General features: G+C 57.3%; 35 protein-coding genes. 23 read left to right on the top strand and 12 right to left on the bottom strand.

Annotated features, from left to right (window positions below; genetic code table 11):
* Positions 1-2: 2 nt before the first annotated feature.
* Complete coding sequence (locus tag GS646_RS03135) at positions 3-335, bottom strand: AtpZ/AtpI family protein (RefSeq protein ID WP_152457046.1); 333 nt, start codon at positions 333-335, stop codon at positions 3-5.
* Between the two features lie 200 nt (positions 336-535).
* Positions 536-1,435 (bottom strand): LysR substrate-binding domain-containing protein, encoded by a 900-nt coding sequence (locus GS646_RS03130; RefSeq protein WP_171188885.1) that lies wholly within the window; start codon positions 1,433-1,435, stop codon positions 536-538.
* Positions 1,436-1,792: 357 nt separating this feature from the next.
* Between GS646_RS03130 and GS646_RS03125 the strand changes: the two genes are divergently transcribed.
* Positions 1,793-2,128: a metalloregulator ArsR/SmtB family transcription factor gene (locus tag GS646_RS03125; RefSeq protein WP_171188883.1), complete on the top strand. Its 336-nt coding sequence runs from the start codon at positions 1,793-1,795 to the stop codon at positions 2,126-2,128.
* Here GS646_RS03125 and GS646_RS03120 read toward each other — a convergent pair.
* The 3 genes from GS646_RS03120 to GS646_RS03110 form a co-directional block, all read right to left on the bottom strand.
* On the bottom strand, positions 2,125-2,538 hold the full coding sequence (locus GS646_RS03120; protein ID WP_171096183.1) for a universal stress protein: 414 nt from the start codon (positions 2,536-2,538) through the stop codon (positions 2,125-2,127). The genes GS646_RS03125 and GS646_RS03120 overlap by 4 nt on opposite strands.
* Before the next feature lie 126 nt (positions 2,539-2,664).
* Entirely contained in the window at positions 2,665-3,579 is a 915-nt protein-coding gene (locus GS646_RS03115; protein ID WP_171648487.1) for a DMT family transporter, read from the bottom strand.
* The gene (locus GS646_RS03110) at positions 3,576-4,454 is read right to left on the bottom strand and encodes a LysR family transcriptional regulator (protein WP_171096187.1); all 879 of its coding nucleotides are present in this window, start codon (positions 4,452-4,454) and stop codon (positions 3,576-3,578) included. The genes GS646_RS03115 and GS646_RS03110 overlap by 4 nt, the downstream gene beginning before the upstream one ends.
* A gap of 120 nt (positions 4,455-4,574) precedes the next feature.
* Between GS646_RS03110 and GS646_RS03105 the strand changes: the two genes are divergently transcribed.
* Both GS646_RS03105 and GS646_RS03100 read left to right on the top strand, forming a co-directional pair.
* Complete coding sequence (locus GS646_RS03105) at positions 4,575-5,156, top strand: FMN-dependent NADH-azoreductase (protein WP_171188879.1); 582 nt, start codon at positions 4,575-4,577, stop codon at positions 5,154-5,156.
* Positions 5,157-5,227: 71 nt separating this feature from the next.
* Positions 5,228-5,965, top strand: coding sequence for an aspartate/glutamate racemase family protein (locus GS646_RS03100; RefSeq protein ID WP_171648489.1), 738 nt, complete (start codon positions 5,228-5,230; stop codon positions 5,963-5,965).
* Here GS646_RS03100 and GS646_RS03095 read toward each other — a convergent pair whose 3' ends face one another.
* Positions 5,966-6,496: a prolyl-tRNA synthetase associated domain-containing protein gene (locus GS646_RS03095; RefSeq protein WP_171188875.1), complete on the bottom strand. Its 531-nt coding sequence runs from the start codon at positions 6,494-6,496 to the stop codon at positions 5,966-5,968.
* 185 nt (positions 6,497-6,681) lie between these two features.
* On the opposite strand from GS646_RS03095, the gene GS646_RS03090 reads away from it, so the two are divergent.
* On the top strand, positions 6,682-7,203 hold the full coding sequence (locus tag GS646_RS03090) for a hypothetical protein (RefSeq protein ID WP_171648491.1): 522 nt from the start codon (positions 6,682-6,684) through the stop codon (positions 7,201-7,203).
* On the opposite strand, the gene GS646_RS03085 is transcribed toward GS646_RS03090, so the two are convergent.
* Positions 7,190-8,086, bottom strand: coding sequence for a sulfotransferase domain-containing protein (locus GS646_RS03085; RefSeq protein ID WP_171648493.1), 897 nt, complete (start codon positions 8,084-8,086; stop codon positions 7,190-7,192). The two genes, GS646_RS03090 and GS646_RS03085, sit on opposite strands and share 14 nt — an antisense overlap.
* 252 nt (positions 8,087-8,338) lie before the next feature.
* On the opposite strand from GS646_RS03085, the gene ffh reads away from it, so the two are divergent.
* From ffh to GS646_RS03030, 11 genes are all read left to right on the top strand, one after another.
* On the top strand, positions 8,339-9,847 hold the full coding sequence (gene ffh / locus GS646_RS03080; RefSeq protein WP_171188870.1) for a signal recognition particle protein: 1,509 nt from the start codon (positions 8,339-8,341) through the stop codon (positions 9,845-9,847).
* Positions 9,848-10,384 carry a GNAT family N-acetyltransferase gene (locus GS646_RS03075; protein WP_171188868.1) on the top strand — a complete coding sequence of 179 codons (537 nt, stop codon included), beginning with the start codon at positions 9,848-9,850 and terminating at the stop codon, positions 10,382-10,384.
* Positions 10,381-10,920, top strand: a complete 540-nt coding sequence (locus GS646_RS03070) for a GNAT family N-acetyltransferase (protein ID WP_171188866.1) — start codon at positions 10,381-10,383, stop codon at positions 10,918-10,920. Before GS646_RS03075 ends, GS646_RS03070 begins: the two co-directional genes overlap by 4 nt.
* Positions 10,917-11,213 carry a chorismate mutase gene (locus tag GS646_RS03065; protein WP_050605269.1) on the top strand — a complete coding sequence of 99 codons (297 nt, stop codon included), beginning with the start codon at positions 10,917-10,919 and terminating at the stop codon, positions 11,211-11,213. Before GS646_RS03070 ends, GS646_RS03065 begins: the two co-directional genes overlap by 4 nt.
* Before the next feature lie 67 nt (positions 11,214-11,280).
* Entirely contained in the window at positions 11,281-11,670 is a 390-nt protein-coding gene (rpsP, locus tag GS646_RS03060; RefSeq protein ID WP_170388164.1) for a 30S ribosomal protein S16, read from the top strand.
* A gap of 12 nt (positions 11,671-11,682) precedes the next feature.
* The gene (bluB, locus tag GS646_RS03055) at positions 11,683-12,318 is read left to right on the top strand and encodes a 5,6-dimethylbenzimidazole synthase (protein ID WP_171188864.1); all 636 of its coding nucleotides are present in this window, start codon (positions 11,683-11,685) and stop codon (positions 12,316-12,318) included.
* Between the two features lie 6 nt (positions 12,319-12,324).
* Complete coding sequence (locus GS646_RS03050; RefSeq protein ID WP_171096206.1) at positions 12,325-12,474, top strand: hypothetical protein; 150 nt, start codon at positions 12,325-12,327, stop codon at positions 12,472-12,474.
* Positions 12,467-12,970 (top strand): ribosome maturation factor RimM, encoded by a 504-nt coding sequence (gene rimM, locus GS646_RS03045; RefSeq protein ID WP_171096208.1) that lies wholly within the window; start codon positions 12,467-12,469, stop codon positions 12,968-12,970. The genes GS646_RS03050 and rimM overlap by 8 nt, the downstream gene beginning before the upstream one ends.
* Positions 12,970-13,785 carry a hypothetical protein gene (locus GS646_RS03040; protein WP_171648495.1) on the top strand — a complete coding sequence of 272 codons (816 nt, stop codon included), beginning with the start codon at positions 12,970-12,972 and terminating at the stop codon, positions 13,783-13,785. Before rimM ends, GS646_RS03040 begins: the two co-directional genes overlap by 1 nt.
* Positions 13,782-14,591 carry a tRNA (guanosine(37)-N1)-methyltransferase TrmD gene (gene trmD / locus GS646_RS03035; protein WP_171188860.1) on the top strand — a complete coding sequence of 270 codons (810 nt, stop codon included), beginning with the start codon at positions 13,782-13,784 and terminating at the stop codon, positions 14,589-14,591. Before GS646_RS03040 ends, trmD begins: the two co-directional genes overlap by 4 nt.
* Before the next feature lie 139 nt (positions 14,592-14,730).
* Entirely contained in the window at positions 14,731-15,156 is a 426-nt protein-coding gene (locus tag GS646_RS03030) for a hypothetical protein (protein WP_171188858.1), read from the top strand.
* Here the strand turns inward: GS646_RS03030 and GS646_RS03025 are convergent.
* Entirely contained in the window at positions 15,153-15,953 is an 801-nt protein-coding gene (locus GS646_RS03025; protein WP_171188856.1) for a GH25 family lysozyme, read from the bottom strand. The two genes, GS646_RS03030 and GS646_RS03025, sit on opposite strands and share 4 nt — an antisense overlap.
* A gap of 381 nt (positions 15,954-16,334) precedes the next feature.
* Here GS646_RS03025 and rplS point away from each other — a divergent pair, with 381 nt between their 5' ends.
* Together rplS and rpmE are read left to right on the top strand one after the other, a co-directional pair.
* Positions 16,335-16,718: a 50S ribosomal protein L19 gene (gene rplS, locus GS646_RS03020; RefSeq protein ID WP_152457026.1), complete on the top strand. Its 384-nt coding sequence runs from the start codon at positions 16,335-16,337 to the stop codon at positions 16,716-16,718.
* A gap of 11 nt (positions 16,719-16,729) precedes the next feature.
* Complete coding sequence (gene rpmE / locus GS646_RS03015; protein WP_170428949.1) at positions 16,730-16,951, top strand: 50S ribosomal protein L31; 222 nt, start codon at positions 16,730-16,732, stop codon at positions 16,949-16,951.
* A gap of 72 nt (positions 16,952-17,023) precedes the next feature.
* On the opposite strand, the gene GS646_RS03010 is transcribed toward rpmE, so the two are convergent.
* Together GS646_RS03010 and GS646_RS03005 are read right to left on the bottom strand one after the other, a co-directional pair.
* Positions 17,024-17,395, bottom strand: coding sequence for a VOC family protein (locus tag GS646_RS03010; RefSeq protein WP_171188854.1), 372 nt, complete (start codon positions 17,393-17,395; stop codon positions 17,024-17,026).
* A 92-nt stretch (positions 17,396-17,487) separates the two neighbouring features.
* The gene (locus GS646_RS03005; protein WP_171188852.1) at positions 17,488-18,375 is read right to left on the bottom strand and encodes an AEC family transporter; all 888 of its coding nucleotides are present in this window, start codon (positions 18,373-18,375) and stop codon (positions 17,488-17,490) included.
* 218 nt (positions 18,376-18,593) lie between these two features.
* Between GS646_RS03005 and GS646_RS03000 the strand changes: the two genes are divergently transcribed.
* Both GS646_RS03000 and GS646_RS02995 read left to right on the top strand, forming a co-directional pair.
* Complete coding sequence (locus GS646_RS03000; RefSeq protein WP_171096222.1) at positions 18,594-19,403, top strand: division plane positioning ATPase MipZ; 810 nt, start codon at positions 18,594-18,596, stop codon at positions 19,401-19,403.
* Positions 19,404-19,599: 196 nt separating this feature from the next.
* Positions 19,600-19,881 carry an HlyU family transcriptional regulator gene (locus tag GS646_RS02995; protein WP_171188850.1) on the top strand — a complete coding sequence of 94 codons (282 nt, stop codon included), beginning with the start codon at positions 19,600-19,602 and terminating at the stop codon, positions 19,879-19,881.
* Positions 19,882-20,047: 166 nt separating this feature from the next.
* Here GS646_RS02995 and GS646_RS02990 read toward each other — a convergent pair whose 3' ends face one another.
* Together GS646_RS02990 and GS646_RS02985 are read right to left on the bottom strand one after the other, a co-directional pair.
* The gene (locus tag GS646_RS02990) at positions 20,048-21,298 is read right to left on the bottom strand and encodes an adenylate/guanylate cyclase domain-containing protein (protein WP_171188848.1); all 1,251 of its coding nucleotides are present in this window, start codon (positions 21,296-21,298) and stop codon (positions 20,048-20,050) included.
* A gap of 60 nt (positions 21,299-21,358) precedes the next feature.
* The gene (locus tag GS646_RS02985; protein ID WP_171188845.1) at positions 21,359-21,811 is read right to left on the bottom strand and encodes a MarR family winged helix-turn-helix transcriptional regulator; all 453 of its coding nucleotides are present in this window, start codon (positions 21,809-21,811) and stop codon (positions 21,359-21,361) included.
* A 57-nt stretch (positions 21,812-21,868) separates the two neighbouring features.
* Here GS646_RS02985 and hmgA point away from each other — a divergent pair, with 57 nt between their 5' ends.
* The 4 genes from hmgA to GS646_RS02965 all read left to right on the top strand — a co-directional run bounded on the left by hmgA (position 21,869) and on the right by GS646_RS02965 (position 26,159).
* Positions 21,869-23,224, top strand: coding sequence for a homogentisate 1,2-dioxygenase (hmgA, locus tag GS646_RS02980; RefSeq protein WP_171648497.1), 1,356 nt, complete (start codon positions 21,869-21,871; stop codon positions 23,222-23,224).
* Positions 23,221-23,844, top strand: coding sequence for a LysE family translocator (locus GS646_RS02975; RefSeq protein WP_171188843.1), 624 nt, complete (start codon positions 23,221-23,223; stop codon positions 23,842-23,844). The genes hmgA and GS646_RS02975 overlap by 4 nt, the downstream gene beginning before the upstream one ends.
* 21 nt (positions 23,845-23,865) lie before the next feature.
* The gene (gene fahA / locus GS646_RS02970) at positions 23,866-25,122 is read left to right on the top strand and encodes a fumarylacetoacetase (protein WP_171648499.1); all 1,257 of its coding nucleotides are present in this window, start codon (positions 23,866-23,868) and stop codon (positions 25,120-25,122) included.
* A gap of 86 nt (positions 25,123-25,208) precedes the next feature.
* Positions 25,209-26,159, top strand: a complete 951-nt coding sequence (locus GS646_RS02965; protein ID WP_171188839.1) for an MBL fold metallo-hydrolase — start codon at positions 25,209-25,211, stop codon at positions 26,157-26,159.
* The last annotated feature ends 19 nt before the right edge of the window (positions 26,160-26,178 follow it).

The following is a 26,178-nucleotide window of genomic DNA, read 5'->3' as shown; positions in this document are numbered from 1 at the left end:
GTTCAGTCCCTCTCGTCCTTCTCGGCAGCCGTTGCCGCCGTTTGTTTCTCTTGAACCTCCTTCGCGCTGCGGAGCATAACCTTCACGCCCGCGACAAGGCCCAGCAATGTGAACAGCACCAGAAAGATCGGGATCGTCCCGAGCAGGCTGTCCAGCCCGTATCCGATGCCAAATCCGATCCCCAGACCGGATACCATTTCGATGACCATCCTCCAGGCAAGCTCGCCCCCGGACACGTCAGCATCTGCACGAGGCTTGGGCGCTTTGGCCTTTTTCGCCGCTTCGATCTTGGCCTCCAGCTGCGCCATACGCTGCTTTTGGTCGTCATCGGTCACGGGCGTTTCCCTCGTACAGTCTTGGGCATGGTGCTAAGGCGCGACGGGCGCAGAGTCAACGCTCTTGAACGCGCCGATTGACGCATTTTAAGATATTGTTTTTAAATTACTTTTTCGACACCGACATGATGTCGGAGAGACACCGAAACCTTCCGAAGCCTCAAAATGCATTGAATCTGCATATTCAACCAAAGAGTTGATTATTCCCGCAGGATGGGTTGGCCGCGCAGGTTTGCACTTTCATCCAGCAACCACGTTCGGAACGCCTGTACCGTTCTGCGGCGCACCGCACCAGCGCCCAGAACCAGCCGGAAACTGCCCTCTCGGAATCCGATGGGAAAGCACCGGATCAAGCGCCCAGCTTGCAGATCACTCAGAACGCAGTCCTCTGATCCGAGAAAAACGCCCAGCCCGCTAACGGCTGCCGTCAGAGACAGATCCGTTTCCATCCGCCAACCGTTCATGCCGGACTGTGGCATTTCAAACCCGGCCACTTCTGCCCAGCGCGGCCAGACTTCTCCGATCCGATCGCGATACAAACGATAGTTCAGCACCTGTTCGGGGCTGTCCCATCCCTCGGGCCTCAGATCCGGCGTGGCATAGGTAAAAAGTGGTTCATCACTGATCAGGTCGGACGGAATATCCAGCACACCGCGATGCGCAAACCGGATCGCCAGATCCGCATCATGTCGTTCGACATCCGCCAGCGCGCGTGAGGCCTCCAGCCTTAGCTGGACCCCTGGGAAGGCTGAATAGAAACCCGGCAGCCGGGGGATAAGGTATTTCATGGCGAACAGCGGCTCACAACTGATGGTGAGTGTGCCTTCTGGCCTTTGACGAACGATCTCAGTGGCCTCGGCGATTTCATCAAGCGCACTCATCACCCGCAACAGCAAGCCTCGCCCTTCCAAGGTCAGTTCGACCCCACGGGGCAAATCCCGAAACAACGAGACGCCAAGCCGGTCCTCTAACCCACGCACATGGCGGCTAATGGCCGAATGGCTGACGTTCAACTCGTCGGCTGCACGGCTGAAGCTTTCGTGCCGTCCGGCCGCTTCAAATGCTTTCAGTGCGTTCAGTGGAGGTAATACACGGGCCATCCCAAATATGTGCTTTTTTAGCACATAATAAGTCAAGTAATTGATTTTGATTGGCTGCTCGAATTCACGCATTTTTTCGTAAATACAGTGACAAAGGAGCAATCATGGAAAAGACTCAAAGAAGTTTCTCCATAGTTTCGCATCAGTTTATTAAACGTATACTGCAGAAGTGTCGCCCAGCTTCGCGCTCTCGTACTAATGCGACACCTTTGCCCCCAAACGCGCGTATGGCCCGCGACATCGGCCTGACCGCAAGCGCGACAGAGCAGCTAAACCTGCGGTTCCCCACCTACGACTATCGCCATCCGATGCTGTAACGCCCTTTCCGCCCTTGCCCCAAGCGGTTATGACAGGGCAATGACTGATCCGCTCGACATTGTGTTTGCTGCCCTGGCCGACCCCACGCGCCGTGCAATTCTGGCAATGCTGCTAGAGGACGACATGGCCGTGACAGATGTCGCCGAACCTTTTGAGATGTCATTGGCCGCGATCTCAAAACATTTGGTTATCCTGACCAAGGCCGGATTGATTTCTCAGGAAAAACGCGGACGGGTGAAATGGTGCAAGCTGGAGCCCGACGCCCTGCGCGCCGCTTCGGTTTGGATGCAGGGGTTCGGACAATTCGAACCCGTCAATCTGGACGCGTTCGAACGGTTTTTGGAAGTTGAGCTTCCGACGTCGGACGACGCTTAACGCACCACAAAAACCGACATGCTGGCATGTTTGGCCAGATAACCCGCGTGACTTGAAAAGATATAGTCGGTGATCCGAGGAGCGTGGGTTCCCACGATGATCAGATCAGCGCCCAGCTCTTCTGCGGCCCGGGTCAGGTCGCTGTCCACTTCGGCGGCGACGTCGACAGAATGAATTTTGCGAGTGGCAACTTTAGCACCGCTTTCGGCGGCGAGCGTTTCAGTAAACTTCGCAAGATCCTTGTCGATCTCGGCTTCGGTTGTTGTGGATTCACCCAAATGGGCGCCGGTGACGCTGACCAGAGTGATTTTAGCACCTTGCCATTTCGCAACTTGCGCCGCGATATCAGCAGCTTTACGGACTTCGGGCGGCAGGTGCCGGTCTATCGGCAGCATGATATGCTTAAACATAATCTCCTCCTCTCACCTAAATCTCAGTGTATTGGAGGGACCTGCCCCGAACCTTGATCTGGCTCAACAAATTCTACATTTGGAATGCATTTGAGGCTGGAAGCACCTTCTAGCGAAAGTGCAGCGCTATTCTGCGGTCCTTCGCACCGGCATTGCACGCGGCGCTTCCTCTTTCAACAGCATCAGCAGAGCGATGACTGTCAGCGCAACACCGCCCAATATCAAGCCTGTGGGTACAGCTTTGCCCAAAGCGATTTCCCAAAGAATTACCCAACTTGGTACCAAGTAGGTATAAGCCATGACCTTCGCTGACGGCAGCCTCAAAGACGAGAACTGCACCAATACAAAGCTGGCAGCCGTTGCAAAGAACGAGATGTAAAGCAAACCAATCCAAACGATGGCCGGCAGCGCACTCCAGTGGGTTGCCTTCAGATCAGACCAACCAAACACGGTCAGAAGCAGGCATCCGGCGACCAAAGTGCCAAAGGTGAACACCACGGCCGGTTCACCACGATTCAGTTTGCGAACCATCGGCGTATAGATTGCGTGGGCGACACATCCCCAGAAATAGATGATCTCACCACCCCCTATCTCAAAGGCGCGGAACATCTGCCAGTCGGCTCGAAAGATCACCCAAAGTGCCCCTACGGCCCCAATGGTTAAAGCCAGCGCCATACGCGGCGTGGTGATCTGTCGTAACAAAACCCATCCCGCGACCGCTGAAACAACCGGTGTAAGGGTGAACACCGCAGCAGCGCTGACCGGTGGGGCAGTTTGCAATCCGTAGAACATCAGGACGAAATAGGTGGCAAATAACCCACCTAACACCAGGTAACGCCACGGGGCTTGCGCAGCGCTGCGCGGCAAACCAGTTGTGGCCAAAGCCGCCACGCCGATCACCACAGCGGCAATCGCAAATCGGACTGCATTCAGCGCGGCAGGCGCAATCTCGTTCGCGATCATGGATCCCAGCGAAAAGCTGCCCGCAACAAGGGCTGAAAAGGTCAGCATGGCCAGATGACCACGGGCCTGAGGGCTCATGGCTGCCAACCTTTGGCTTCTTCTTTGAGATAACTGAGGAACGCCTGCACCTTGGTAGTGCGGTGTAAATCCACGTGGGTCACGAGCCACAGGTTCCCGAACCACTCAGGAAGCGGGTCCATCACCTCGACCAGATTGTCGTGGCGGGCCGCTTCCCAGCGGGCCATGAAACCTATACCCGCCCCGGCCAGGACAGCCTCGCGCATACAGAAGTTGTTTGTACAGCGGAAGGTTATGCGACCCGCGGGAACAGTCGCACGCAGCCAACGGGTGAACGGCGCGCGGCTGCTTTCGTCGTCAGAACTGACGAAGTGATGGTTGCCGAAATCCTCAATACCTGACGGTTTACCAAAGCGTTCGACATATGCGGTGCTGGCGTAAAGGCCCACTTCTTCTTGTCGAAATGGTTGTACAACGTTGTCCGGCTGATCCGGGGCTGATCCCGCGCGGATCGCCACATGCGCCTCGCCGTATTCCAGTCGGAAAAGCCGGTCGCCGGTCAGGTAGCGCACGATAAGATCCGGGTGCATCTTTTGAAACGCTGTGAGTGTGGGCACAACCAACGGCGCAAGTGATCCAAGCGATGTCACCACCAATTCGCCTGAAACGTCATCGCCCCGGCCCTTCATCCGACCAACAAGCTGGTTGAACTGATCTTCGGTGGCCTGTGCGACGCGCAACAGATCGTCGCCCGCCTCGGTCGGTGTGTATCCGCGTGCGTGACGCTGGAACAATTTTACACCCAGCCGAGCCTCGATCGCATCAATATGGCGGATCACGGTGGCGTGGTGAACACCAAGAACCTCGGCCGCGCCGCTGACTGTCCCCATACGCGCCACCTGATAGGCGGTCCTCACTTCGTCCCAATTGTCCATGGTAATAACGTCACTGTGCAATTTCCAACAATAACTGTTGATGTATCCGAGTTTTGTTCACAAACGCAATATTCATATTGGGAGCAGGACAAGATTTCCCTGACCCAAAGGACCTGAACAATGCCCAAAACTATCCTTCACATCGACTCATCCGCCCGCCGCGTAGACTCGACGACCCGCGATCTGTCGGGCCGTGTGGTCCAGCAGCTGGGTGCAGAGCGCATCATCCGCCGCGACCTGGCCACACCCCTGCCGCTTTTGACCGAGGACTGGATCGCCGCCAACTTCACCCCGGCCGATCAGCGCGACGATGTACAGCGTGACCGACTGGCCCTGTCCGACGAACTGGTGTCCGAACTGCAAGACGCTGACACCATCGTCATTGGGCTTCCGATCTACAACTTTTCGGTTCCTGCTGCATTCAAAGCCTGGGTAGACTTGGTTGCGCGCGCGGGTTTGACCTTTTCCTATACTGAAAACGGCCCCAAAGGTTTGCTGGAAGGCAAACGCGCCATTCTGGCGATTGCCTCTGGTGGTGTCCCCGTCGGGTCCGAGGCGGATTTTGCCACCAACTATGCCCGCCACGTTCTGGGCTTTATCGGCATTCATGACGTAGAGGTCATCGCTGCGGATCAGATGGCGGTGAACCCCGAAGCTGCATTGGAAAGCGCCCGCAAGGCCGTTGCCGAGCTCGCAGCCTGATTGGCTCTGGTCAAAAAGAATAGAAACGTCCAGTCTGCCGTTCATGCAAATGAGCAGGCTGGGCGTTACTTATGAAGAAAATCGGCATTCTGGGCGGTGTGGGCTGGGCTTCGACCGTCGATTATTACCGGGCCATTGCGGAAGGCGCAGGGCGCCACTTCGCGCAACTGGGTCACAGCTCTCCTTTACCAGTCCCGCCGATAACCATTGAATCCGTCACTCAGGCCAAGACACGCGCTTTGCGCGGCGTTGCCGGCGATGAGGCAAGCTGGGCGGAATTTGACAACGTGTTCCGCGATGCTCTGCTGACTTTGGAACGCGCGGGCTGCGACTTCGGAATCATCGCCTCAAATACGCCGCACGCCCGGCTGCACGCAATCCGGCAAGGCGTTTCCATGCCTATTCTCAGTATCTTTGACGCAACCGCCGACGCCACGGCGAGCACCGGCGCATCCGAGGCTCTGGTCTTGGGAACTTCTGTGACGATGCAGGCCACGAACTACGCAGATCGGTTGGCTGCCGAGGGTATCACTGCAAATAATCGCCTGCCCGAACCTGAAATAACCGAGATGCAGGCCATGATTGACAGCGACTTTTATGGCGGCGCGTCCGATACAGCGCGTACGAGATTGCTTGCTTTTTGCAACAAACACGCAGCCAACGGAACGGCAATTCTGTTGGCCTGTACCGAGCTGCCATTGGCGTTTCCGGCTCATCTTGATGATCCGGTTTTCGAGGCGGAAGGGCACCTGTTCGTCAACCCATCAGCCGCACATGTCTCTGCCGCGCTGAAAGAGGCGCTCGGGTGATCAGGGCAGCCAGGTCACCTCACATCCGATGTGATCAAAGAAGGCCATCACGTCGGCCCGCTTCAGGGCCACCGTGCGGTCATTGACCAGCGGATGCATGTAGATCACTTCGGCTTGCTTGGCCGCTGCGTCCATGAAGAACCGGACATTGTTTTGAACCCCGTTGATCATCGCCAGCGGACTGACCGCCCCGGGACGAATGCCGAGATTCTGCATCAGCCGGTCTGCCGACCCGAAAGACAGGTTTCCGACACCCAGTTCCGCACCCAGCGCCTTGAGATCGATTTCGCGGTTCTGCTCGAGCGTTACTAAGTAGTTGCGCTTTTTCTTGTCGCGCAAATACAGGTTCTTAACCCGTAACGCATTTTCGCCGGGAACCATGAACTGATCTTCGACTGCTTTCGAGTCCTCGACCGTGCGCAGCGGCACATGTGTATGAAGACGATAGGCCAAACCCCAATCATCCAGCTGCGCCAGCAACGCATCAGAGGTCAAAGGCAACGTGCCCTGAAAAGCAGATGAGGCGTCCATCCCGGTCTCCTTGCACTGAATTTTCCGCGCTGTGCCACAGAACGCCCCTGCCTGCAATCAGCGATCGGGAAGACCACATATATCCATTGCCGCAGGAATTGTTTGTCGCGTGCGCGCACTTTTATTAAAGGCGCAAGCGTTGCGCTTTGCTTCAACAGCGCCGGAAAGTGCTGTAGCGTTCCGCCATGAAAGTCACGCGCAACACCCCTGACCTACTGATCCTGTCGAACACGCCATGGTTTATCAGCATCACACTGGTCCTCTTCATACTCGCCTTTGTAGGTGCCGGCCTGTTCATGGCCAGTGAAGGCGGTGAGGGCATCTGGTTTGGCCTCTTCTTCGCTGTTTTTGGGGGCGGAATGGGCCTGGGTGCTTTCTGCGCGTTTGTTCGACGCGTTCAGGTCGTGTTGGATCGTCGTGACAACAGCATCCTGATCCGCCGCCAATCCGTATTTGGCTATGAGGCCGTCGAGCATAAGCTGTCCAGCCTGTCTCATGCCGAGGTCGAAAGCACAAAGTCCAGAAACGGCAAGCGCACGTCGACGATGTATCGCCCAGTGCTGATCCTGGACGAGGGAATGAGCGCTGGCCGCCATCCCATTGTTGAGGCATATGTCAGCGGGTCAGGCTCACATCGGCTGGCTGAAGCTGTGAATGGTTGGCTGCCCGCGTCCAACCAAGGCGACCAAGACGTCAGCGTGGGCTAGAGGCTAAACCACGTTCCAACCACAGACGTTCTTCAGGTGAAACCAGCTCGGACATGCGGGCGGCGTACCTGGCCATGTCATCAGACGTCAGCTTGCCTTCCCACTTGTTGCTGGTGCCCGAAGAAAAGAACTGTGCAAAGTCGTGAAACCCACTGGTGAACCCGGGTGTTTGCTCCAGACGCTGCGCATTGTTCTTCATCGACCCGAAACTGCCCGCCTCGGCGATGTCATTGATCAGCTGCGGGCTGATCTCGGTGTCCATGATGTTGGCCAGGCACGAGACTTGTCCGGGTAGATCGCGGCTAAGCTCTGCGTAGTGCAGGAAATGAATATTGGGCAATTCACGGAAGGTCCAAAAGGATCGGAAGTGATGGATAAATGATCCAAGTGTCAGATCGTCGGTACCTTTTGATGAAGCCGGTCGGTCCAGAAACATTGCAAAAGCTTCCGAAAGATCTTCAGGGAACAGGTGATCCAGCCAATCGTCCTTCATGTTTTCAACATGACGGCGCATTGAGAAATGCACGTCGACAGGATGGCGGTGCACAACCAGATACTGCGCATCAGGCGAGAAGGTAATTCCGTCCAGCGGCGTATGTGTCTTGATGCAGCGCCGATGGCTTTGCGCGTTCAGCGTTTTTGCCTGCTCTTCCCTGTCGCGAAAGCCGCAATCCAGCCATGGTGAAATCTTGTTGTCGTATACGCCGGGATCAGCGGTTTGCGTGATCAACATTCGCACCAAGGTCTGCGTCCACGTCGTGCCGCATTTAGGCGGCGTGCACACAAAGATATCGTCCGGCCGTATCTCGAAACCAGACCAGATATCGGTGTTGGTCACTTCACCAACATAATCCGTTGTCTTTTGCGGAAGATCGTCCTTCATTGCCCCCTCCCCAAGCTTGTTTTGATCAGAGTACCCTACACCAGCCACCTTGATACAGCTTATCTTGACTCACCCGCCTCCAAGGCGTAAATGACCGCCAAACATCCGGAAGCCTTTCGATCTTCCGGTCCCTTGAGTCGTTCAGGGATCGCCCCCCACCAGCGAGTTTCGCCCGTGGGGGCGTTTGTGCATTTAACCGGCGCATCCTATGTAGGGCACGCCATCAGATAACCGGCTAAGGAGGCCGAAGGCATGTTTGAAAATCTATCCGAACGCCTCTCTGGCGTCTTTGACCGGCTGACCAAACAGGGCGCTCTGTCCGAAGAAGACGTCAAGACCGCCCTGCGCGAGGTCCGGGTTGCGCTGCTTGAGGCCGACGTCTCGCTGCCAGTAGCCCGCGCTTTCGTCAAAAAGGTTCAGGAACAGGCGACAGGTCAGGCTGTTACTAAGTCGATTACCCCCGGCCAGCAGGTCGTCAAGATCGTGCATGACGCGCTGGTCGATACCCTGCGCGGCGAAGAAGACCCCGGCAAGCTGAAGATCGACAACCCGCCTGCCCCGATCCTGATGGTGGGTCTGCAGGGCTCGGGTAAGACGACCACCACCGGTAAGCTGGCGAAACGCCTGAAAGAGAAAGAGGGCAAGAAGGTCCTGATGGCCTCGCTCGACGTTTATCGTCCGGCGGCGATGGATCAGCTGGCTGTTCTGGGCACGCAGGTCGGCGTCGATACGCTGCCGATCGTGCCCGGTCAGAAACCCGTCGATATCGCCAAGCGTGCCAAGCAACAAGCGACGCTGGGTGGATATGACGTCTACATGCTCGACACCGCGGGCCGTCTGCATATCGACGAAGTCCTGATGGACGAGGTCGAGCAGGTCCGCAACGCGGTCGACCCGCGCGAGACTCTGCTGGTCGTCGACGGCCTGACCGGTCAGGTCGCCGTTGAAGTGGCCGAGGAATTCGACGCCAAGGTCGGCATCTCCGGCGTGGTCCTGACGCGGATGGACGGCGACGGGCGCGGTGGTGCGGCGCTGTCGATGCGCGCGGTCACCGGCAAGCCCATTCGCTTTGTCGGTCTGGGCGAAAAGATGGACGCGCTCGAAACCTTCGAGCCGGACCGGATCGCCGGTCGTATTCTGGGCATGGGCGACATTGTTGCCTTGGTCGAAAAGGCCCAGGAAACGATGGAGATGGAACAGACCGAGCGCATGATGAAGCGCATGGTCAAAGGTCAGTTCAACATGAACGACCTGAAAATGCAGCTGGAACAGATGATCCAGATGGGCGGTATGCAGGGCATGATGGGCATGATGCCCGGCATGGGCAAAATGGCCAAACAGATGGACCAGGCAGGACTGGACGACAAAATCCTGCGTCAGCAGATCGCCATGATCCAGTCGATGACCAAACGCGAACGCGCCAACCCTCAGCTATTGCAGGCGAGCCGTAAAAAGCGGATCGCGGCAGGCTCGGGCATGGAGGTCAGCGACCTGAACAAGCTGCTCAAGATGCACCGACAGATGTCGGACATGATGAAAAAGATGGGCAAGATGGGCAAAGGCAAGATGCTGAAACAGGCCATGAAAGGCATGTTCGGCAAAGGCGGCCCCTCGCCCGAGGAAATGGCTGCAGGCATGGACCCCAAGGCGTTGGAACAAGCGGCTAAGGCGATGGGCGGCAAGATGCCCGGCGGCCTGCCCGGATTAGGCGGCGGCATGGGCCTGCCTCAGGGCCTCAGCGGGTTCGGCAAGAAAAAGTAAATGAGCACCGCGCCCACCATAACCACAACGCGCCTTACACTGCGCCATCACCGGCTCGAAGACTTCGAGCCGATGGCAGCGCTTTTTGCGACGGAGTGGGCGAAATATATGGATGGGCCGTACTCGGCGCAGGACCTGTGGTCAATGCTGGGCTCGGACGTAGCCAGTTGGCAGTTTCTCGGATTTGGTGCATGGGCCGTCGACTTGACGGAAACCGGTGAGTTCATTGGCCAGGTCGGGATCAACAAACCCCCGAAATTCCCCGAGACGGAAATCGGCTGGTGCATCTTCCCCGACTATGAGGGCAAGGGTTTTGCATTCGAAGCGGCATGCGCCGCGCGCGACTGGGCTTTTCAAAACGCCGGTTTGGCAACACTGGTCAGCTATATTGATGCGCCCAACACGCGTTCAATCGCCTTGGCACAGAGGCTCGGCGCAATTGAGGATCAAAACGCAGCGCGCCCGTCTCCCGAGGATGTCGTTTATCGCCACCCGCACCCAGATGAACTACAAGGCGGGATGGAGGCATACGCATGACCTCGTTCACCATCCCTACCATCGAGACCGAGCGTCTGATCTTGCGCGCGCCACATCTGGACGATCTACCTGCGATGACAGCATTCTTCGCGACTGAGCGCAGCCATATGGTCGGCGGACCCAAGGATGAGCTTGGCAGCTGGGACTCGCTCGTGAAACGCCTTGGACATTGGGCTCTGAAGGGCTTTGGCCTGTGGCACCTGACCGAAATGTCCAGCGGCGCGTTTGTTGGATGGGCCGGTATGATCGATGCCCCCGGCTGGGCCGAGCCCGAGCTGGGCTGGACCCTTATGGCCGAGGCCGAAGGCAAAGGGCTGGGATTTGAGGCGGCGCAAGCGGCACGCCACTATGCAGCGCGGCAACAGGGGCTGAACGGCGTGATCTCGTACATCGCCCATGCCAACGACCGCTCGCGCGCTTTGGCAGAACGCCTTGGAGCCACGCTGGAGCTTGAAAATGCCGAGCTACTGGGCAAGCACGCTCAAATCTGGCGCCACCCGCAGATTGACCTGACCACCGAAAGGACCGGCCAATGACCAACCCCGTGACACAGGCTGCCACGCTGTTGAAAGAGCATCGCGAAAGCATCGATCGGCTGGATGCGATCCTTGTCTATACGCTGGGCGAGCGGTTCAAGCACACGCAAGCCGTTGGCAAGCTCAAGGCCGAACACGACCTTCCCCCGTCCGATCCATCGCGCGAAGCGGCGCAGATCGCACGGCTAGAAGACCTGGCGAAAGAGGCCGATCTGGACCCCGATTTCGCCAAGGCTTTCCTGAATTTCATCATTCAGGAAGTCATCCGACACCATAAGAAACACCAGAACTAACCGGCACCTACGCCGGCTCAACAAAAGACACGCCTCCGGCGTGATGCCATTCAAAGGAGATACCACCATGGCAATGAAAATTCGTCTCGCCCGCGGCGGCTCGAAAAAGCGTCCCTTCTATCGCATCGTGGCTGCTGACAGCCGCATGCCCCGTGACGGCCGTTTCATCGAGAAACTGGGCACCTACAACCCGCTGCTGCCGAAAGACAGCGAAGAGCGCGTGAAAATGAACATGGAGCGCATCCAGTACTGGCTGGATCAGGGCGCTCAGCCCACCGACCGTATCGCGCGTATGCTGGAAGCTGCCGGCACCCGTGAAAAAGCCGAGCGTAACAACCCCAACAAGGGCACCCCGGGCAAGAAAGCTCAGGAACGCGCAGAAGAAAAAGCGGCCAAGGCTGCTGAAGCTGCCGAAGCGGCGGCTGCACCGGCTGAAGAAGCGGCTGCAGAAGAGTAAGAAGGGTAACGCGTGCGGGATCAGACTTTCACCGACGATTTTCGCACGCAGTTTGACCTGTTGTTGCGGCTCCGGCGTGATGTGCGCCGGTTCCGCACCGACACCGTGGACGAGGCAGTGCTGTTGCGCTGCCTCGACGCATTTCAACTGGCCCCTTCGGTGGGGCTCAGCGAACCCTGGCGCGTGATCCGCGTCGAAAGCGAAGCAGCCCGCGCTGCCGCGCTGAAGAATTTCCAAACTGCCAACGATGATGCGCTGGCGGGGTATTCCGGCGACAAGGCGCAGCTTTACAGCCGCCTGAAACTGTCCGGGATGCAAGAGGCCCCCGTGCAACTGGCTGTATTCTGCGACGACAGCACCGACAAAGGCATGGGGCTGGGTGCGGGCACAATGCCCGAGATGCGGCGTTACTCTGTTGTTTCGGCAATCACACTGTTCTGGCTGGCCTTGCGGGCCGAGGGGTTGGGACTGGGTTGGGTGTCGATCCTGGATCCCGAGCAAATGATACGCGATCTGAGCGTGCCGGAAGACTGGCGACTGATCGGATACTTCTGCGTCGGATGGCCTGAACAGGTATCAGACACACCGGAACTGGAACAGGTAGGCTGGGAAAACCGTGCCCAATCCCTGGCGGTCGAAACACGGTAAGGTCCCATGTTCGGATTGATTCGACTTCCCATTTTGCTGCTGATCGCCTTTATTGTCGGCGTGTTCTTCGAACGCAACAATCAACGCGAAGCCTGCGAAGGCCTTGGCGAATGGAGAAACGGGATTTGTTTGACAACAGGCGCGTCCAATGAGTGATCTGATCTGCGTCGGCAGCGTTGCGGGGTCTTACGGCGTACGCGGCGAAGTGCGCCTGAAAAGCTTTTGCGCCGTGCCCGAAGATATTGAACACTACTCTCCACTGACAGATGAGACCGGCGAACAGCGCTTTCCGGTTGTTTTGACGCGCACCATCAAAAACGGGTTTGCGGCACGTCTGGGCGGGGTCGAAACCAAGGAAGAAGCCGATGCGCTGAACGGTCTGCGCCTGTTTGCGCGGCGCGATCAGTTGCCTTCGCTTCCCGATGATGAGTTTTATCACACCGACCTGATCGGACTGGATGTCTATGACACCGGCGGCACGCTGCTGGGCAAAGTCAAATCCGTACAGAACCATGGCGCTGCGGACTTGCTGGAACTGCATGGGCCGGGTTTGAAATCCACCGTTCTGCTGCCTTTTACGCTGCAAGTGGTGCCAACGGTGGATCTTGAGCAAGGCCGTATCGTGGCTGACCCGCCCGAAGGTCTGATCTGATGCGGCGCATATTGCTGCATCTGGGCCTGCACAAGACAGGCATGACCGCAGTACAGTCGTTTCTGCATGAAAACCGTGAATTGATCTGGCCCCGCTTTGCATTGGTTCTACCCTACAAAACCCGCAAGTCCGGGCTGAGCGAGGTCGCAACGCGCCATTCAATCTATCGGCTGGACGCGACGCTGGCCGGGTTTGGCGGACAAGTTCAAACCTTTTTGGACGGTTTGGATTTTGGCGAACGCCGGGGCCTGATCCTGAGCGAAGAAAACTTCCTGGGCCTGCGCCCCAGCAGAAACCGCGAGGAAGGTTATGGGGCCGCACCCGAACTGGCCGAGACGCTGGTCAGTGTGCTGCGCCGACGATTTCTGGGCGACGAGGTCGATATCACTGTCTACCTGTCTCTGCGCCAGCGCGAGGCGTGGCTGCGCAGCCTGTGGGCTCATGATCTGCACCAAACTCGGATCGTGCAGGATCTGGACGGTTTCTGCTCTGATTTGGCGCATCTGCCCACGTTGCAAGAAACTGCAGACACGATCAGGGATCGGCTACCGACCATCACCGTCCAGACTGCGTTTTTGGAACAGGTGCAGAACCATCCCCTCGGAGCAGGTGCGCCGTTTGCCAATTTCCTGGATCTGCCGCCCGAGAAAGCTGCGCTGCTTCGAGGTCCTGCACGCGTAAGCCCCAGCTTTTCTGACGAGGTGTTGCAGGAAATGCTGTCTTTGAACCGTTCATCACTGGACGAAGCCGCTTTGATCACCCAGAAGAAGGCTTTGATTCAAACTGCCCAGACCGAACTGGCCCGCCAGACATGACAGACAAACCCAGCAAATCCCACGGCCGAAAAGCGATCCGGCCGACTTTGAAACCGCGTGAACTGATGACGCCGACGCCGGATTTGCACGGGGTCTGGAAATCAAAGATCATCACGCTGTTTCCGACAGCCTTTCCCGGAGTGCTGGGCGAAAGCCTGACTGGCAAGGCTTTGCAGGAAGGCTTGTGGCAGCTCGAGACGGTGGACCTGCGGCAGTTCGGCGTTGGCAAGCACCGCAACGTCGATGACACGCCAGCCGGTGGCGGTGCTGGCATGGTGCTGCGCGCGGATGTTCTTGGTGAAGCTATTGAACATACGATGGCGGGTGTTCATGGCAATTGGCCTCTTATCTACCTTAGTCCGCGCGGGCGACGCATGGACCAGCGCATGATGCAGAACCTCGCTCGATGCGATGGCATGACCTTGTTGTGCGGCCGCTTCGAAGGTGTGGACGAGCGGGTATTGGAGCACTACGGGGTACAGGAAGTATCGCTGGGTGACTTTGTAATGACCGGCGGGGAAATCGCGGCGCAAGCTCTGATCGACGCGACCGTTCGTCTGATCCCCGGCGTTCTGGGCAATCAGGCTTCTACCGAGGAAGAAAGCTTTTCCTCGGGCCTGCTGGAACACCCGCAATACACACGCCCCGCAGACTGGAAAGGGCACCCAATCCCTGAGGTTTTGATGTCAGGTCACCATGGTCGCATTGCGGAATGGCGTCACAAAATGGCAGAAGATATCACCCGCGATCGACGTCCCGACATCTGGGCAGAGTATGTAAAATCCAAGCCCGGAAAACAGGACTAAAGGACAGGGATGTGGCGGCGATGCCGCAGACTAATTCTTTGTCGGATTGCCATTTGAAGTTGAGCGCGCCTCAATTTATTCACTTTCTAGGCCCATAGGATTCGTGGGCGAGAAAGATTGAAGTGAGACTGACTACATTATGAAAAAGCTATTGCTTGGCACGTTGTTGGCTGCTTCGGCCTGCACCACAAAACCACTTGGGATGTCTGTTCCCACACAAGCGGGCCATAATCTGCACTCTGCGCGGGTTGCGGTAGATTCCTGTTCTCAAGAAGCAGACGAAGGTGGTAGCAGCGCGGTCATCGGCGGCTATGCGACCAATATTCTTCTTTGGGGAATCATTATCGGGCCAGCCGTAACCGCCCCGTTTCAAGACGAACTGCGTGTGCAGGGCGAAATTGATCAGGTGGACCGCTGCCTGCGTGAACGCGGCTTTGAACGTCGCGAGCTTAGCACGGGTGAGTCCTTTTGGCTGCGCAACGCATTTGGGGAAGAACGCGAGCGGCGATTGGATCATCTGGTCAGCGGCGGTACGATTGAAACTTACGGAACGCCGAAGATCTAAGGCCTGGCCTTCCATCTGGCCCAGTTTTCCGGCGTGCCGTTGAAGGCGTTGATGTCCACCCTGCCCTGAACCCCCGGCACCAACCCTGTGCCGGTATACTGCCAAAACCGCCATACGGTGCGCGGATAAACCTCACGCGGATGACCGGCGACCGAACGCAACCAGAACTCGGTCTTTGGCAGGCGAGCGATGTCGGTATCTTCAAAGAAGTCTACTGTTGTATAGACAATGGGACGACGACCATAGTGCCGTTCTAAAATGTCCAGGAACCGTTGCGCCTCGGCGCGAACGGTTTTGCCGTCGGGACGCAAGGTGCAGGTCTTCGAATGCGGCGTCCATTCCATGTCCAACACATGCGGTAAGTCCGCGCCTTTGGGAACGTTGCGGATGAACCAACGGGCCTGTTCGCGGGCCGAACGACAGAAATAGTAGTAGTGGTAAGCCCCCCAAGGCACACCGGCGGCCTGTGCGCCGCGTCGATGGTCATCGAACATCGGATCGGCCACATCCCCGCCCTCGGTTGCTTTCATGAACACAAAGCTCACACCCGAAGCTTTGGCCCTGCGCCAGTCTATTGCCCCCTGCCAACGAGAAACGTCAAGACCATGGATAGGATACAGGCCGGGATGACGGCCCTCCCAATCATGCGGATCAGCGTCACCAAAATCGGGGTAAATCACCGACGGCGCTGTCCGGTCCACGCCCGGCACAGGCTCGACCGCCTGAGGCTTCGGGCCACCGCGTCCGCATGACACAAGCAAAGCAGCCGAAACTGCCAGCACAAATGCAATTCGCATCCTTGAAGTCCTGTCTTAAATTCTGCTCTTTCAATTTGCCTCAGAATGCCTGATCTGAGAGGCAAGGCAACGCTGCAGTTTGCGACTGGCGGAATCCCACCAGTATTGCCCGGTAATTCGATGCGATTTGCTCTTGATCCCTGCGTACAATCCCCTTAAACGACCGCAATCCGGTGCCGCAATCTGCGACTCCGGTGTTTTGGTTTGCATCATGGCGTAACGCCCAGCTTTCTTCGGCAGGGAGGTGTCAGATGGAACCGGACTTAAGGAACAGTCGATCTGACCTCTGGCGGGCTGCGTGCAGGACCCGATGAAGACCAAGAGCTCTCAGGCCGTGCCCAAACTTCGTGGACCAACCACGAGCAGATAGGAGTACCTGCGATGGACCTGATCGCACAGCTTGAGGCGGAACAGATTGCCGCCCTGGGGAAAGACATCCCCGACTTCAAAGCCGGTGACACCATCCGTGTCGGCTATAAGGTGACCGAAGGGTCGCGCACCCGTGTGCAGAACTATGAAGGCGTCTGCATCGCGCGCAACAACGGCAATGGCATTGCCGGTTCGTTCACCGTTCGCAAAATTTCGTTTGGCGAAGGCGTGGAACGTGTGTTCCCGCTGTACTCGACCAACATTGACAGCATCACCGTTGTCCGCCGTGGCCGCGTCCGTCGCGCCAAACTGTACTATCTGCGCACCCGTCGCGGTAAATCTGCACGTATCGCAGAAGTCACCAACTACAAGCCCAAGGCTGGCGCCGAGGCGTAAGGAGCGGAAAGATGAAAAAAGACATCCATCCCGATTATCACGTCATCAACGTCAAAATGACCGATGGCACCGTGGTTCAGATGAAATCCACCTGGGGCGCAGAAGGCGACCAGCTGGCTCTGGAAATCGACCCCTCTTCGCACCCGGCATGGACCGGTGGCTCGTCGCGCCTGATGGACGCCGGCGGCCGTGTGTCGAAGTTCAAAAAGAAATACGAAGGTCTGGGCTTCTAAGCTTGACCGAAATGAAATGCGAAAGGCCGCCCCATCGGGCGGCCTTTTTTCTTGCCTGGGCTTAATCCGGCTTCAACCGAAGACATAAAAACAAAGCTTGTTGCCGTCAGGGTCCCGCACATATGCACCATAAAACCGGTCCGGCACGCGTTGCCCGGGCTCGCCTTCGTCTGTCGCGCCAAGGCTGATCGCTTTGTCATACATTGCGGAAACGGACTCTTTGGTGTCGGCAGGAAAAGATATCATATTGCCATTTCCGGACGCGCAGTCATTGCCATCATATGGTTCGCATACGGCCAGCATCGGTGCCGTCGGGTCATTTCCGATAAATACGATACGGCCCGCATCGATCAGAACCTGCGCGCCTATGTCTTCGAACAGTGAAGTGTAAAATGTTTTGGCGGCGTCCATGTTGGAAACGCCGATGGTTACATATCCGATCATAAGTGGAGCCCTTTTGAATACTGTATGATTTACCGGGCATAGTCGGTCAGGCGTCAAAGGGTTACAAGTCACGAAAATGGCATTGCCGAGTGTCAGATCCAGTAGGACAGCGCCACCGGAAGCACCAGTATTGTCGCCAATGTCGAGACCAGAATGAAGCCTGCCACATCTGGCCCGTATTCCGGTACATGCTGATCGATGAAGAGATAGGTCGCCACAGACGACGGCATCAGGCAGCACAGAATCAAAGCGCCCCGTTCCGATCCCGTAAACCCGAACAGCCAGATCAAAGAGCTGGCGATGACAACGGCCATCACTAGGTGCATCAGCGTTAATGTGATCGCCCGTCCCAGGCTTTTGACCTGCAATGTCGCCAAGGTATGACCCAATGTCAGCAACATCAGCGGAATCGACAGTCCTCCCAGAATATCAAAAGATTTTGCAATCGGCTGCGGCAGGCTGGTTCCTGTCGCCATCAGGATCAGTGAAAGCGCTACGGCATAAATAATCGGTGAAGAAACCAGTTTCCGGGGCGAGAACTCTCCGGCCGGGATCCACATCCCAACGGTAAAGATGCTGATCAGCACAACCACCACAAACGCCATCGTGTAAGCCATACCTGCATCACCCAGTGCCAACAGGGTGATTGGCAAACCTATGTTGCCAACATTTCCGTGCATCAACGGCGTCAGAAACGCCCTGACCGGCAGGCGCAGGGCCTTTAGGGCGACGAAACCCAACACACCGAACCCTGCCACCGCCAAAGCAGCAGCGGTCATCATGTCCAGAAAAGTACCTACAGCTAAATTGGTCGTCGAAAGGTGCGAAATAATCAGCGTAGGATAGCCCACCTTTGAGACGATCCCACCGATCACCTTGTTGTCAAAGGGCGCGTGAATCAGCGCAAGGCCATAGCCAATCCCGGCGCAGATCAGGACCGGCAAAACCACGTTCAAGACGTTCAGGAACAGGTGTTCCAAGCTGCTTTCTCCCTGCTCAACCAGCATGCTGACTGTGAATCAGGTCCGGCACATTGGCAAGCGCGCGCCCGTAACCCGCGCACCGCGCAGGGTTTTCCAAAATAGGGTCTGATATTGCCCGAAACCGCCGCTTGAGGTTCTTTCCTTCCAACGCGACACAACATATAGTGGGTGCCAACAACGTGTAGCGAAGCACGGCGGGACTTGGGAATACAAGCATGGCACATATCATCGTGGTCGGGAACGAAAAGGGTGGCGCAGGCAAATCGACCGTGTCGATGCATGTGGCAACCGCGCTGGCCCGATTGGGGCACAAGGTCAGCACGCTGGATCTGGACTTGCGCCAGCGCAGTCTGGGGCGCTATTTCGAGAACCGGAACAACTTCCTCAAAAGCTCGGACCTGACCCTGCCCAGCCCGCGTCATCACGACCTGCCCGAGATCGATGCCGCCACGCTGAAACCCGGCGAGAACATCTATGACCACCGCCTGTCCGCCGCTGTATCGCAACTGGAAAGCGACAGCGACTTCATCCTGATCGACTGCCCGGGCTCTCACACCCGTCTCAGCCAGGTGGCGCACTCGTTGGCCGACACGCTGATCACGCCGCTGAACGACAGCTTCATCGACTTCGACCTTTTGGCGCGGATCGACTCGAAGGGGGAAAAGATCCTCGGCCCATCGGTCTATTCCGAAATGGTCTGGAACGCGCGTCAGTTACGGGCCCAAGCTGGGCTGAAACCCATCGACTGGGTCGTGGTCCGCAACCGGGTCGGCACGCAGCGTATGGTCAACAAGGAAAAGATGCAGCGCGCGATCGAGATGCTGTCTCAGCGCATCGGCTTTCGCGTCGCTTCGGGCTTTTCCGAACGGGTTATCTTCCGCGAACTGTTCCCCCGTGGCCTGACCCTGCTGGATCTCAAGGATATCGGCGTAAAGCAGTTGAACATCTCGAACATCGCCGCCCGTCAGGAACTGCGCGACATGATGAAAGAGCTGAGCTTGCCGGGCGTGGAGATCGATTTCTGATCCAAGGCCCTGTCGGACGCTGTGTAAACAAATCCAGCAGTTGGATTCCAGCACTGAGTGGCTGCTCTAGGCGCTTTGCGTTGGCAGCCAGGATGCAATAGAATCGAGGATCCGGTGAACCAACCGTACAGCGCACTTCAACCCCGCCCCTAGCCGCGTTAGTCTCTGATCCAAACAAGCTGAAAGGAGCTGGTCCATGTCACTCTTCTCAAAACTCTTTGGTGGCGGCGAAAAGTCGGGTCCTGAGCCGGTCGCATACAAAGGGTTCGAAATCTTCCCAGACCTGATTGCCGAGGGTGGCAAGTATCGCCTTTCGGCCCGAATCGAAAAGACCATCGACGGAGAACGAAGAACACAAGCGGTGATCCGGGCAGATGTCTTTGAAAGCCGGGATCAGGCCGAGAGCTTCAGCATCACCAAGGCGAAGCAGGTGATTGACGAGCAGGGCGAACGCATATTCGATGCTGGAAACCGATAGCTTTTTGCCCGAGATGCGATCGACGATTACCATGTGACCTGCGCTTGCCGAACGACACACCCTCGGCCTTGTTCATGCAGCCAATAGCGTCAATGTAGGGTACGACCGCAGAAGGAAGGAACCAAGACGTTCTGCAAGGTCCATCAACTTAGGAACAGGCTCAGTTTCAATCGGTTACGGATTGCCCACTGGGACTGTACACCGTAAACAACTCTTTCGGTTCGTTCACTCCGCGCAGCATGTAACGACCCACTGACACAAGCTCTTGCACGCAGGGTTGTGCGGCGCGGGCGACGTCGTCTGAGATCAGGATCCTCTGTCCCAGTGACCGGTGCATCCCCGCAATACGGGCGGCCTGATTGACGGCCGGGCCGATGACTGTGAAATCCAACCGCGTCTCGGAACCGATATTGCCATAGAGAATTTCGCCTGAATGCAGAGCCAGCGTGTAATTGGCCACTGGCAGGCCTTGCTCCTGTCGTTGAGCGTTCAACGCATCCATACGCGACTGCAAAAGGGGAACCGCGCTCAGCGCGGCGCGGGCGTCTTCGTCGATTTCGCCGACATCGAACATGGCCATCAGACCATCGCCCATGAATTTCAGGATATTACCGCCCCTGTCATGCACCACGCCCACTGCCACGGCCAGATAGTCGTTTAGCATGTCAATAATCTCGTGCCCCGGTAGATCCTCTGACAGGGTGGTGAAGCCTTCGAGGTCGAAATTCCAAATTACCGCATCGATCTGCTGCAAAGACCCGCGCTGGATTTCACCAGACAGAACCCGACGACCGGCATCGCGGCCCAGGTAAACACGCATCAGATCTTTGGTCAGGTTCTGGTTCTTGGCGGACTTAAGCGCCAGACCCAAATGCGGCAGAACGGTGTGGATTTGGTTCAGATCGCCGTCGTCAAAACCGGTTGGTGCGTCACTGGTCCAGGACATCAGAACGCCATCGCTGACCTTCTTTGCGCCATTGGGGCGCAACTGCTTAGCCCCTTCAAAAGACAAGCCCGTGGCATAATAATCGGTTGCCCCGATTTCCCGCAGGTCGTTCAACAGCGGAAAGCGACTGGGTTCATTATGTTCGACCAGTTTGACCCGGATTTCATCCAGATCCTCATGCAACAGGGCATACAGCGGACTTTGCTGCCAAACCTCGCTGGGTTCATCGGTATTTTCAAACCGCTCGAATTCACCGCCTGTGCCGTTGTACCAACTGTAACCCATACCGCCGTAAACTGGGTGCAAAGTGGACTGGGCTGCGTGAAAGCGCATCAACGGGATGCCCATATCGACCAGCCGGGTGCAAAAGCCTTCCAGCAATTCTTCCTGCCCGGCCCCTTCAAGCCCCTTATTGACCAACCAATCGATCAGCTTGTGTGTGGGCACCGACGAAGAGTCTAACGAGGTCATATTTGTGTCCGTATCAAGCATGTATCCCATCTGGGGATCATGCACATCAATTGCCAGTGGTCAGTCCAAACCAGCCAATCTTTGCAGCATTTTACGCAGCAGAGCGGCTTCCTCCGCTTCAAACAGGCCCGACAGTTTCGCATCATAGTCTGCGGCGACGCCATGCAAGTCACGATACACGGTTTGCCCAGCCGGTGTTAGTGTCAGCCATTCTGCACGCCGGTCCGCTTCATCGCGTGTGCGTTTCAAGTAACGACGCTGTTCCAGCTTGGCGACCGCGCGGCTGATCTTGGTCTTGTGCATTCTGGCACGTTCGCAAATCTCTTTCGCGGTCATCTCGCCAAATAGCCCGAGATGAAACAGCACCCGCCATTCGGTTCTGAGCATCCCATAACGGCCTTTGTATACGCTCTGAAATTCCAATGACGCCTGTTCAGCCGCCTGGTTCAGCAGGAAGGGCAGAAAATTTTGCAGATCAAACTCATCATTTTTTTTGGATTCTACGTGTGACATGCTTGTTAGTTACAAAATCAACTATTACCCGACAAGCAGCAAACGGAGGAAACCATCATGAATCGTCCGAGTGATCCGCATATGCTGACGCAGGCTGCAACGCCGGTCGGCACACATGCCGGCTATATGCCCGGCTTTGGAAACGACTTTGAGACCGAGGCCCTGCCCGACGCGCTGCCACAAGGGATGAACAGCCCACAGCGGTGCAACTATGGCCTTTACGGAGAGCAGCTGAGCGGCACCGCTTTCACTGCGAACCCGCCCGAACGCACTTGGTGTTATCGTATTCGCCCATCGGTGAAGCATTCACATCGTTACGAAAAAATCGACCTCCCCTATTGGAAATCGGCACCGTGCATCGACCCGGATGTGATCAGCCTGGGTCAGTATCGCTGGGATCCCGTCCCACATTCTGATGAAGGTCTGAACTGGATGACCGGGATGCGGACCATGACCACGGCGGGGGATGTGAACACGCAAGTGGGCATGGCCAGCCACATCTATCTGGTCACCGAATCCATGGTGGATGACTACTTCTTCTCGGCCGATTCCGAGCTGTTGGTTGTTCCGCAGGAAGGACGCCTGCGTTTTGCGACCGAGCTGGGTATCATCGATCTGGAACCCAAAGAGATCGCGATCATTCCGCGTGGTCTGCTGTACCGGGTCGAGGTTCTGGAAGGCCCCGCGCGCGGTTTTGTCTGCGAAAACTACGGGCAAAAGTTCGAGCTGCCGGGCCGCGGCCCGATTGGCGCAAACTGCATGGCCAACCCGCGCGACTTCAAAGCGCCCGTAGCTGCGTTTGAAGATCGCGAAACGCCGTCGACCGTGACGATCAAATGGTGCGGCCAGTTCCACACCACCAAGATCGGGCACAGCCCGCTGGATGTGGTTGCGTGGCACGGCAACTATGCGCCCTACAAATATGACTTGCGAAATTATTGCCCGGTTGGCGCGATCCTGTTCGACCATCCCGACCCGTCGATCTTTACGGTTCTGACGGCACCGTCTGGCCAGCCCGGCACGGCCAATATCGACTTTGTTCTGTTCCGCGAACGCTGGATGGTGATGGAGGACACGTTCCGCCCGCCGTGGTACCACAAAAACATCATGTCCGAGCTCATGGGCAACATTTACGGCCAGTATGACGCAAAACCACACGGCTTCGTGCCCGGTGGCACCAGTCTGCACAACATGATGATCCCGCATGGTCCCGACAGGGAAGCCTTTGACAAGGCTTCATATTCCAACCTGGGACCGGACAAGCTGGACAAGACAATGTCGTTCATGTTCGAAACCCGCTTCCCGCAGCATCTGACGCCATTTGCCGCCACCGAAGCGCCGTTGCAGGATGACTATATCGACTGCTGGACATCGCTCGAGAAAAAGTTCGACGGAACACCGGGTAAGAAATGAGCTTGGATATCTGGTTCACCTATGTGGCAACCGTCCTGCTGCTGATGAGCACACCGGGACCCAGCCAATTGCTGATGTTGTCAAACTCAGCCACCAACGGGCTTCGGCGCGGGCTATTCACCGCTGTCGGAGATCTGACGGCGAACTTTCTGCAGATGTTGGCGGCGGGGCTTGGCCTGGCCGCCCTGATTGCCACATCCGCAACCGCGCTGACAGTCATCAAATGGCTTGGTGTGGCCTATCTGGTTTATCTTGGGGTTAAACAGATCCTCAAAGCGCGCGTGTCTGATACGCAAACCGCGCCCAAGACAAGTCGCAAATCGCTTTGGATGCAGGGGTTTATTACCTCTGCCGCGAATCCCAAAGCCGTGGTCTTTTTTGCAGCGCTGTTCCCACTGTTCATTGACGGAGCACTGCCTTTCTGGCCGCAATTCGCCATTCTTTCGGCCACCTATCTGGTCATGGACGGGATGTTTCTGACCGCATATGGCGGCAGCGCAAGCTGGCTGGCCCGCCGTTTGCAAGGTCCTGCAAAGCTGTGGCTTGACCGCATTGGCGGCAGCTTCATGATCCTGGCTGCTATCTTGTTGGGGCTGAAATCCCTTCGCCCCTCAACTTAACCAACAAAACAGGGACATCGTATGCCTCTAATGACATCCTGGGTGACGTCGGCCAATGACGCGGCACATCCGTTCCCACTGAACAACCTGCCTTATGGCGTCTTCTCGACCGAGGGCGACGATCCGCGCTGCGGCGTGGCCATTGGGGATATGATCCTCGACGTCACCGCCGCCGAATCCGAAGGGTTGATCACCCTATGCGATGAGCCCCTGTTCGACATGCCGTTCTGGAACCCACTAATGGAGGAAGGTCCCGCTGTCTGGGCCGCCCTGCGGGAACGTCTGATCAGCCTTCTGACCGAGGGCTCGGACGAGCAAAGCAAGGTTGAACCATTGCTTGTCAAACAAGACGACGCCGAGATGCACCTGCCCTTCGCGGTCAGCGAATACACCGATTTCTACGCAGGCCGGAACCACGCCTTCAACGTGGGCACGATGTTCCGGGGGCCGGAAAACGCATTGCCGCCGAACTGGCTGCATATTCCCATTGGGTACAACGGACGCGCGTCTTCGGTCGTTGTTTCGGGTACGGATATTCGCCGCCCTTGGGGACAGCTAAAAGCGCCAGAACAAGAGCTGCCTGCCTTTCTGCCCAGCCGTCGTTTTGACATCGAGCTTGAGATGGGCGCGATTGTCGGCACCCCTTCGGAGGGTCCGATCTCGGTGCAAGAGGCGGACGACAATATATTTGGCTACGTCCTGCTGAACGACTGGTCTGCGCGCGACATCCAGGCTTGGGAATACCAGCCACTCGGTCCGTTTCAGGCCAAAGCCACCGCAACATCAATCAGCCCCTGGATTGTCACCAAGGCAGCGCTGGAGCCTTTCCGCTGTGACACGCCGGCCCGTGAGTTCGAGTTGCTGGATCACCTGAAAGACTGCGGCCCGATGCTCTATGACATTGATCTGTCGATCACCATGGCACCTGCCGGGCAGCCTGCCACGACAATTGCACAGACCAACTACAACCAGATGTACTATTCCGCCGCGCAGCAACTGGCCCATCACACGACGTCCGGCTGTCCGATGAATGCAGGTGATTTGCTGGGGTCGGGCACCATTTCCGGACCAACCAAACCCGAACGCGGTTCGTTGCTGGAACTCAGCTGGGGCGGCAAGGAACCTCTGACGCTGGACAGCGGCGAAACCCGCAGCTTCATCGAGGACGGCGACACACTCACCTTGACCGGTGCGGCCAAAGGCGACGGCTATACAATCGGCTTCGGTGACTGTGTTGGCACCGTTCTGCCTGCCCTTACTTCCCCTTTCGAACGATGACGCACTGACTTCATCTTTTTCCAAATACTCCCGCCGGAGGCTTCCAACCGCAGCCTTCCGCGCAAACGCAAAAGGACAATACCAAGATGGCCAAAGCATTCGCGTCCCAGGGGGACATGTCGGAGAAAAAGATCAGCTTCACCGAGGTGGGCCAAGGGCTCTATGCCTTTACGGCCGAAGGCGACCCGAACTCGGGCGTCATCATCGGCGATGACAGCGTGATGATTGTCGAGGCGCAGGCGACACCGCGTCTGGCCAACAAGGTGATCGAGTGCGTTCGATCAGTTACAGACAAGCCGATCACGCATGTGGCACTGACCCACTACCACGCCGTTCGCGTTCTGGGCGCAAGCGCGTTTGGCGCACAGCAAGTCCTGATGTCAGACATGGCCCGCGCCATGGTCGTGGAACGCGGGCAAGAGGATTGGGACAGCGAATTCCAACGGTTTCCTCGCCTGTTCGAAGGGCACGAAAGCATCCCGGGCCTGACCTGGCCCACCACCACGTTCAGCGACACGATGACCGTCTATCTGGGCAACCGTCGCGTGGATCTGATGCATCTGGGCCGTGCGCACACTGCCGGTGATATCGTAATTCATGTGCCAGACCAGAACGTGATGTTTACCGGTGACATCGTCGAATACCATTCGGCCTGCTATTGCGGCGATGGGCACTTCAGCGACTGGGGTGACACGCTGGATGCGATCAAATGGTTCGATGTCGACGCCATCGCTCCGGGTCGCGGCGACGCGCTGGTTGGTAAGGATATGGTCAATGCGGCCATTGAAAATACCCGCGATTTCGTCAGCAGCACCTACCGTCCTGCCGCCAAGGTGGCGGCGCGTGGAGGATCTCTGAAAGAAGCCTGGGACGCCGTACGCGCCGAGTGTGATCCGAAATTCGCTGACTACGCGATCTACGAACACTGCCTGCCGTTCAACGTGGCGCGCGCCTATGACGAGGCACGTGGCATCGACACGCCGCGTATCTGGACCGCCCAGCGCGACCTTGAGATGTGGGAAGCCCTGCAAGGATGACAAAACGACCCGGTTTGAT

The sequence above is a fragment of the Ruegeria sp. HKCCD4315 genome (genome assembly GCF_013112245.1).
Lineage (GTDB): Bacteria > Pseudomonadota > Alphaproteobacteria > Rhodobacterales > Rhodobacteraceae > Ruegeria.
The sequence above is the reverse complement of the archived record's forward strand: the minus strand, read 5'-3'. Positions and strand labels throughout refer to the sequence as shown.

Coding starts and splice junctions, on each gene's coding strand:
- GS646_RS03030 (WP_171188858.1), top strand. CDS start 14,731: ATGAAAAAGCTATTGCTTGGCACGTTGTTGGCTGCTTCGGCCTGCACC.
- GS646_RS03075 (WP_171188868.1), top strand. CDS start 9,848: ATGAGCACCGCGCCCACCATAACCACAACGCGCCTTACACTGCGCCAT.
- GS646_RS02985 (WP_171188845.1), bottom strand. CDS start 21,811: ATGTCACACGTAGAATCCAAAAAAAATGATGAGTTTGATCTGCAAAAT.
- GS646_RS03095 (WP_171188875.1), bottom strand. CDS start 6,496: ATGGACGCCTCATCTGCTTTTCAGGGCACGTTGCCTTTGACCTCTGAT.
- rplS (WP_152457026.1), top strand. CDS start 16,335: ATGGACCTGATCGCACAGCTTGAGGCGGAACAGATTGCCGCCCTGGGG.
- GS646_RS03125 (WP_171188883.1), top strand. CDS start 1,793: ATGACTGATCCGCTCGACATTGTGTTTGCTGCCCTGGCCGACCCCACG.
- GS646_RS03115 (WP_171648487.1), bottom strand. CDS start 3,579: ATGAGCCCTCAGGCCCGTGGTCATCTGGCCATGCTGACCTTTTCAGCC.
- GS646_RS03040 (WP_171648495.1), top strand. CDS start 12,970: ATGCGGCGCATATTGCTGCATCTGGGCCTGCACAAGACAGGCATGACC.
- GS646_RS03065 (WP_050605269.1), top strand. CDS start 10,917: ATGACCAACCCCGTGACACAGGCTGCCACGCTGTTGAAAGAGCATCGC.
- GS646_RS03100 (WP_171648489.1), top strand. CDS start 5,228: ATGAAGAAAATCGGCATTCTGGGCGGTGTGGGCTGGGCTTCGACCGTC.
- GS646_RS03070 (WP_171188866.1), top strand. CDS start 10,381: ATGACCTCGTTCACCATCCCTACCATCGAGACCGAGCGTCTGATCTTG.
- GS646_RS03085 (WP_171648493.1), bottom strand. CDS start 8,086: ATGAAGGACGATCTTCCGCAAAAGACAACGGATTATGTTGGTGAAGTG.
- GS646_RS03010 (WP_171188854.1), bottom strand. CDS start 17,395: ATGATCGGATATGTAACCATCGGCGTTTCCAACATGGACGCCGCCAAA.
- fahA (WP_171648499.1), top strand. CDS start 23,866: ATGCCTCTAATGACATCCTGGGTGACGTCGGCCAATGACGCGGCACAT.
- rimM (WP_171096208.1), top strand. CDS start 12,467: ATGAGTGATCTGATCTGCGTCGGCAGCGTTGCGGGGTCTTACGGCGTA.
- GS646_RS02965 (WP_171188839.1), top strand. CDS start 25,209: ATGGCCAAAGCATTCGCGTCCCAGGGGGACATGTCGGAGAAAAAGATC.
- GS646_RS03105 (WP_171188879.1), top strand. CDS start 4,575: ATGCCCAAAACTATCCTTCACATCGACTCATCCGCCCGCCGCGTAGAC.
- GS646_RS02990 (WP_171188848.1), bottom strand. CDS start 21,298: ATGACCTCGTTAGACTCTTCGTCGGTGCCCACACACAAGCTGATCGAT.
- hmgA (WP_171648497.1), top strand. CDS start 21,869: ATGAATCGTCCGAGTGATCCGCATATGCTGACGCAGGCTGCAACGCCG.
- trmD (WP_171188860.1), top strand. CDS start 13,782: ATGACAGACAAACCCAGCAAATCCCACGGCCGAAAAGCGATCCGGCCG.
- GS646_RS02975 (WP_171188843.1), top strand. CDS start 23,221: ATGAGCTTGGATATCTGGTTCACCTATGTGGCAACCGTCCTGCTGCTG.
- ffh (WP_171188870.1), top strand. CDS start 8,339: ATGTTTGAAAATCTATCCGAACGCCTCTCTGGCGTCTTTGACCGGCTG.
- GS646_RS03025 (WP_171188856.1), bottom strand. CDS start 15,953: ATGCGAATTGCATTTGTGCTGGCAGTTTCGGCTGCTTTGCTTGTGTCA.
- GS646_RS03110 (WP_171096187.1), bottom strand. CDS start 4,454: ATGGACAATTGGGACGAAGTGAGGACCGCCTATCAGGTGGCGCGTATG.
- GS646_RS02995 (WP_171188850.1), top strand. CDS start 19,600: ATGTCACTCTTCTCAAAACTCTTTGGTGGCGGCGAAAAGTCGGGTCCT.
- GS646_RS03000 (WP_171096222.1), top strand. CDS start 18,594: ATGGCACATATCATCGTGGTCGGGAACGAAAAGGGTGGCGCAGGCAAA.
- GS646_RS03120 (WP_171096183.1), bottom strand. CDS start 2,538: ATGTTTAAGCATATCATGCTGCCGATAGACCGGCACCTGCCGCCCGAA.
- GS646_RS03050 (WP_171096206.1), top strand. CDS start 12,325: ATGTTCGGATTGATTCGACTTCCCATTTTGCTGCTGATCGCCTTTATT.
- GS646_RS03130 (WP_171188885.1), bottom strand. CDS start 1,435: ATGGCCCGTGTATTACCTCCACTGAACGCACTGAAAGCATTTGAAGCG.
- rpsP (WP_170388164.1), top strand. CDS start 11,281: ATGGCAATGAAAATTCGTCTCGCCCGCGGCGGCTCGAAAAAGCGTCCC.
- GS646_RS03090 (WP_171648491.1), top strand. CDS start 6,682: ATGAAAGTCACGCGCAACACCCCTGACCTACTGATCCTGTCGAACACG.
- rpmE (WP_170428949.1), top strand. CDS start 16,730: ATGAAAAAAGACATCCATCCCGATTATCACGTCATCAACGTCAAAATG.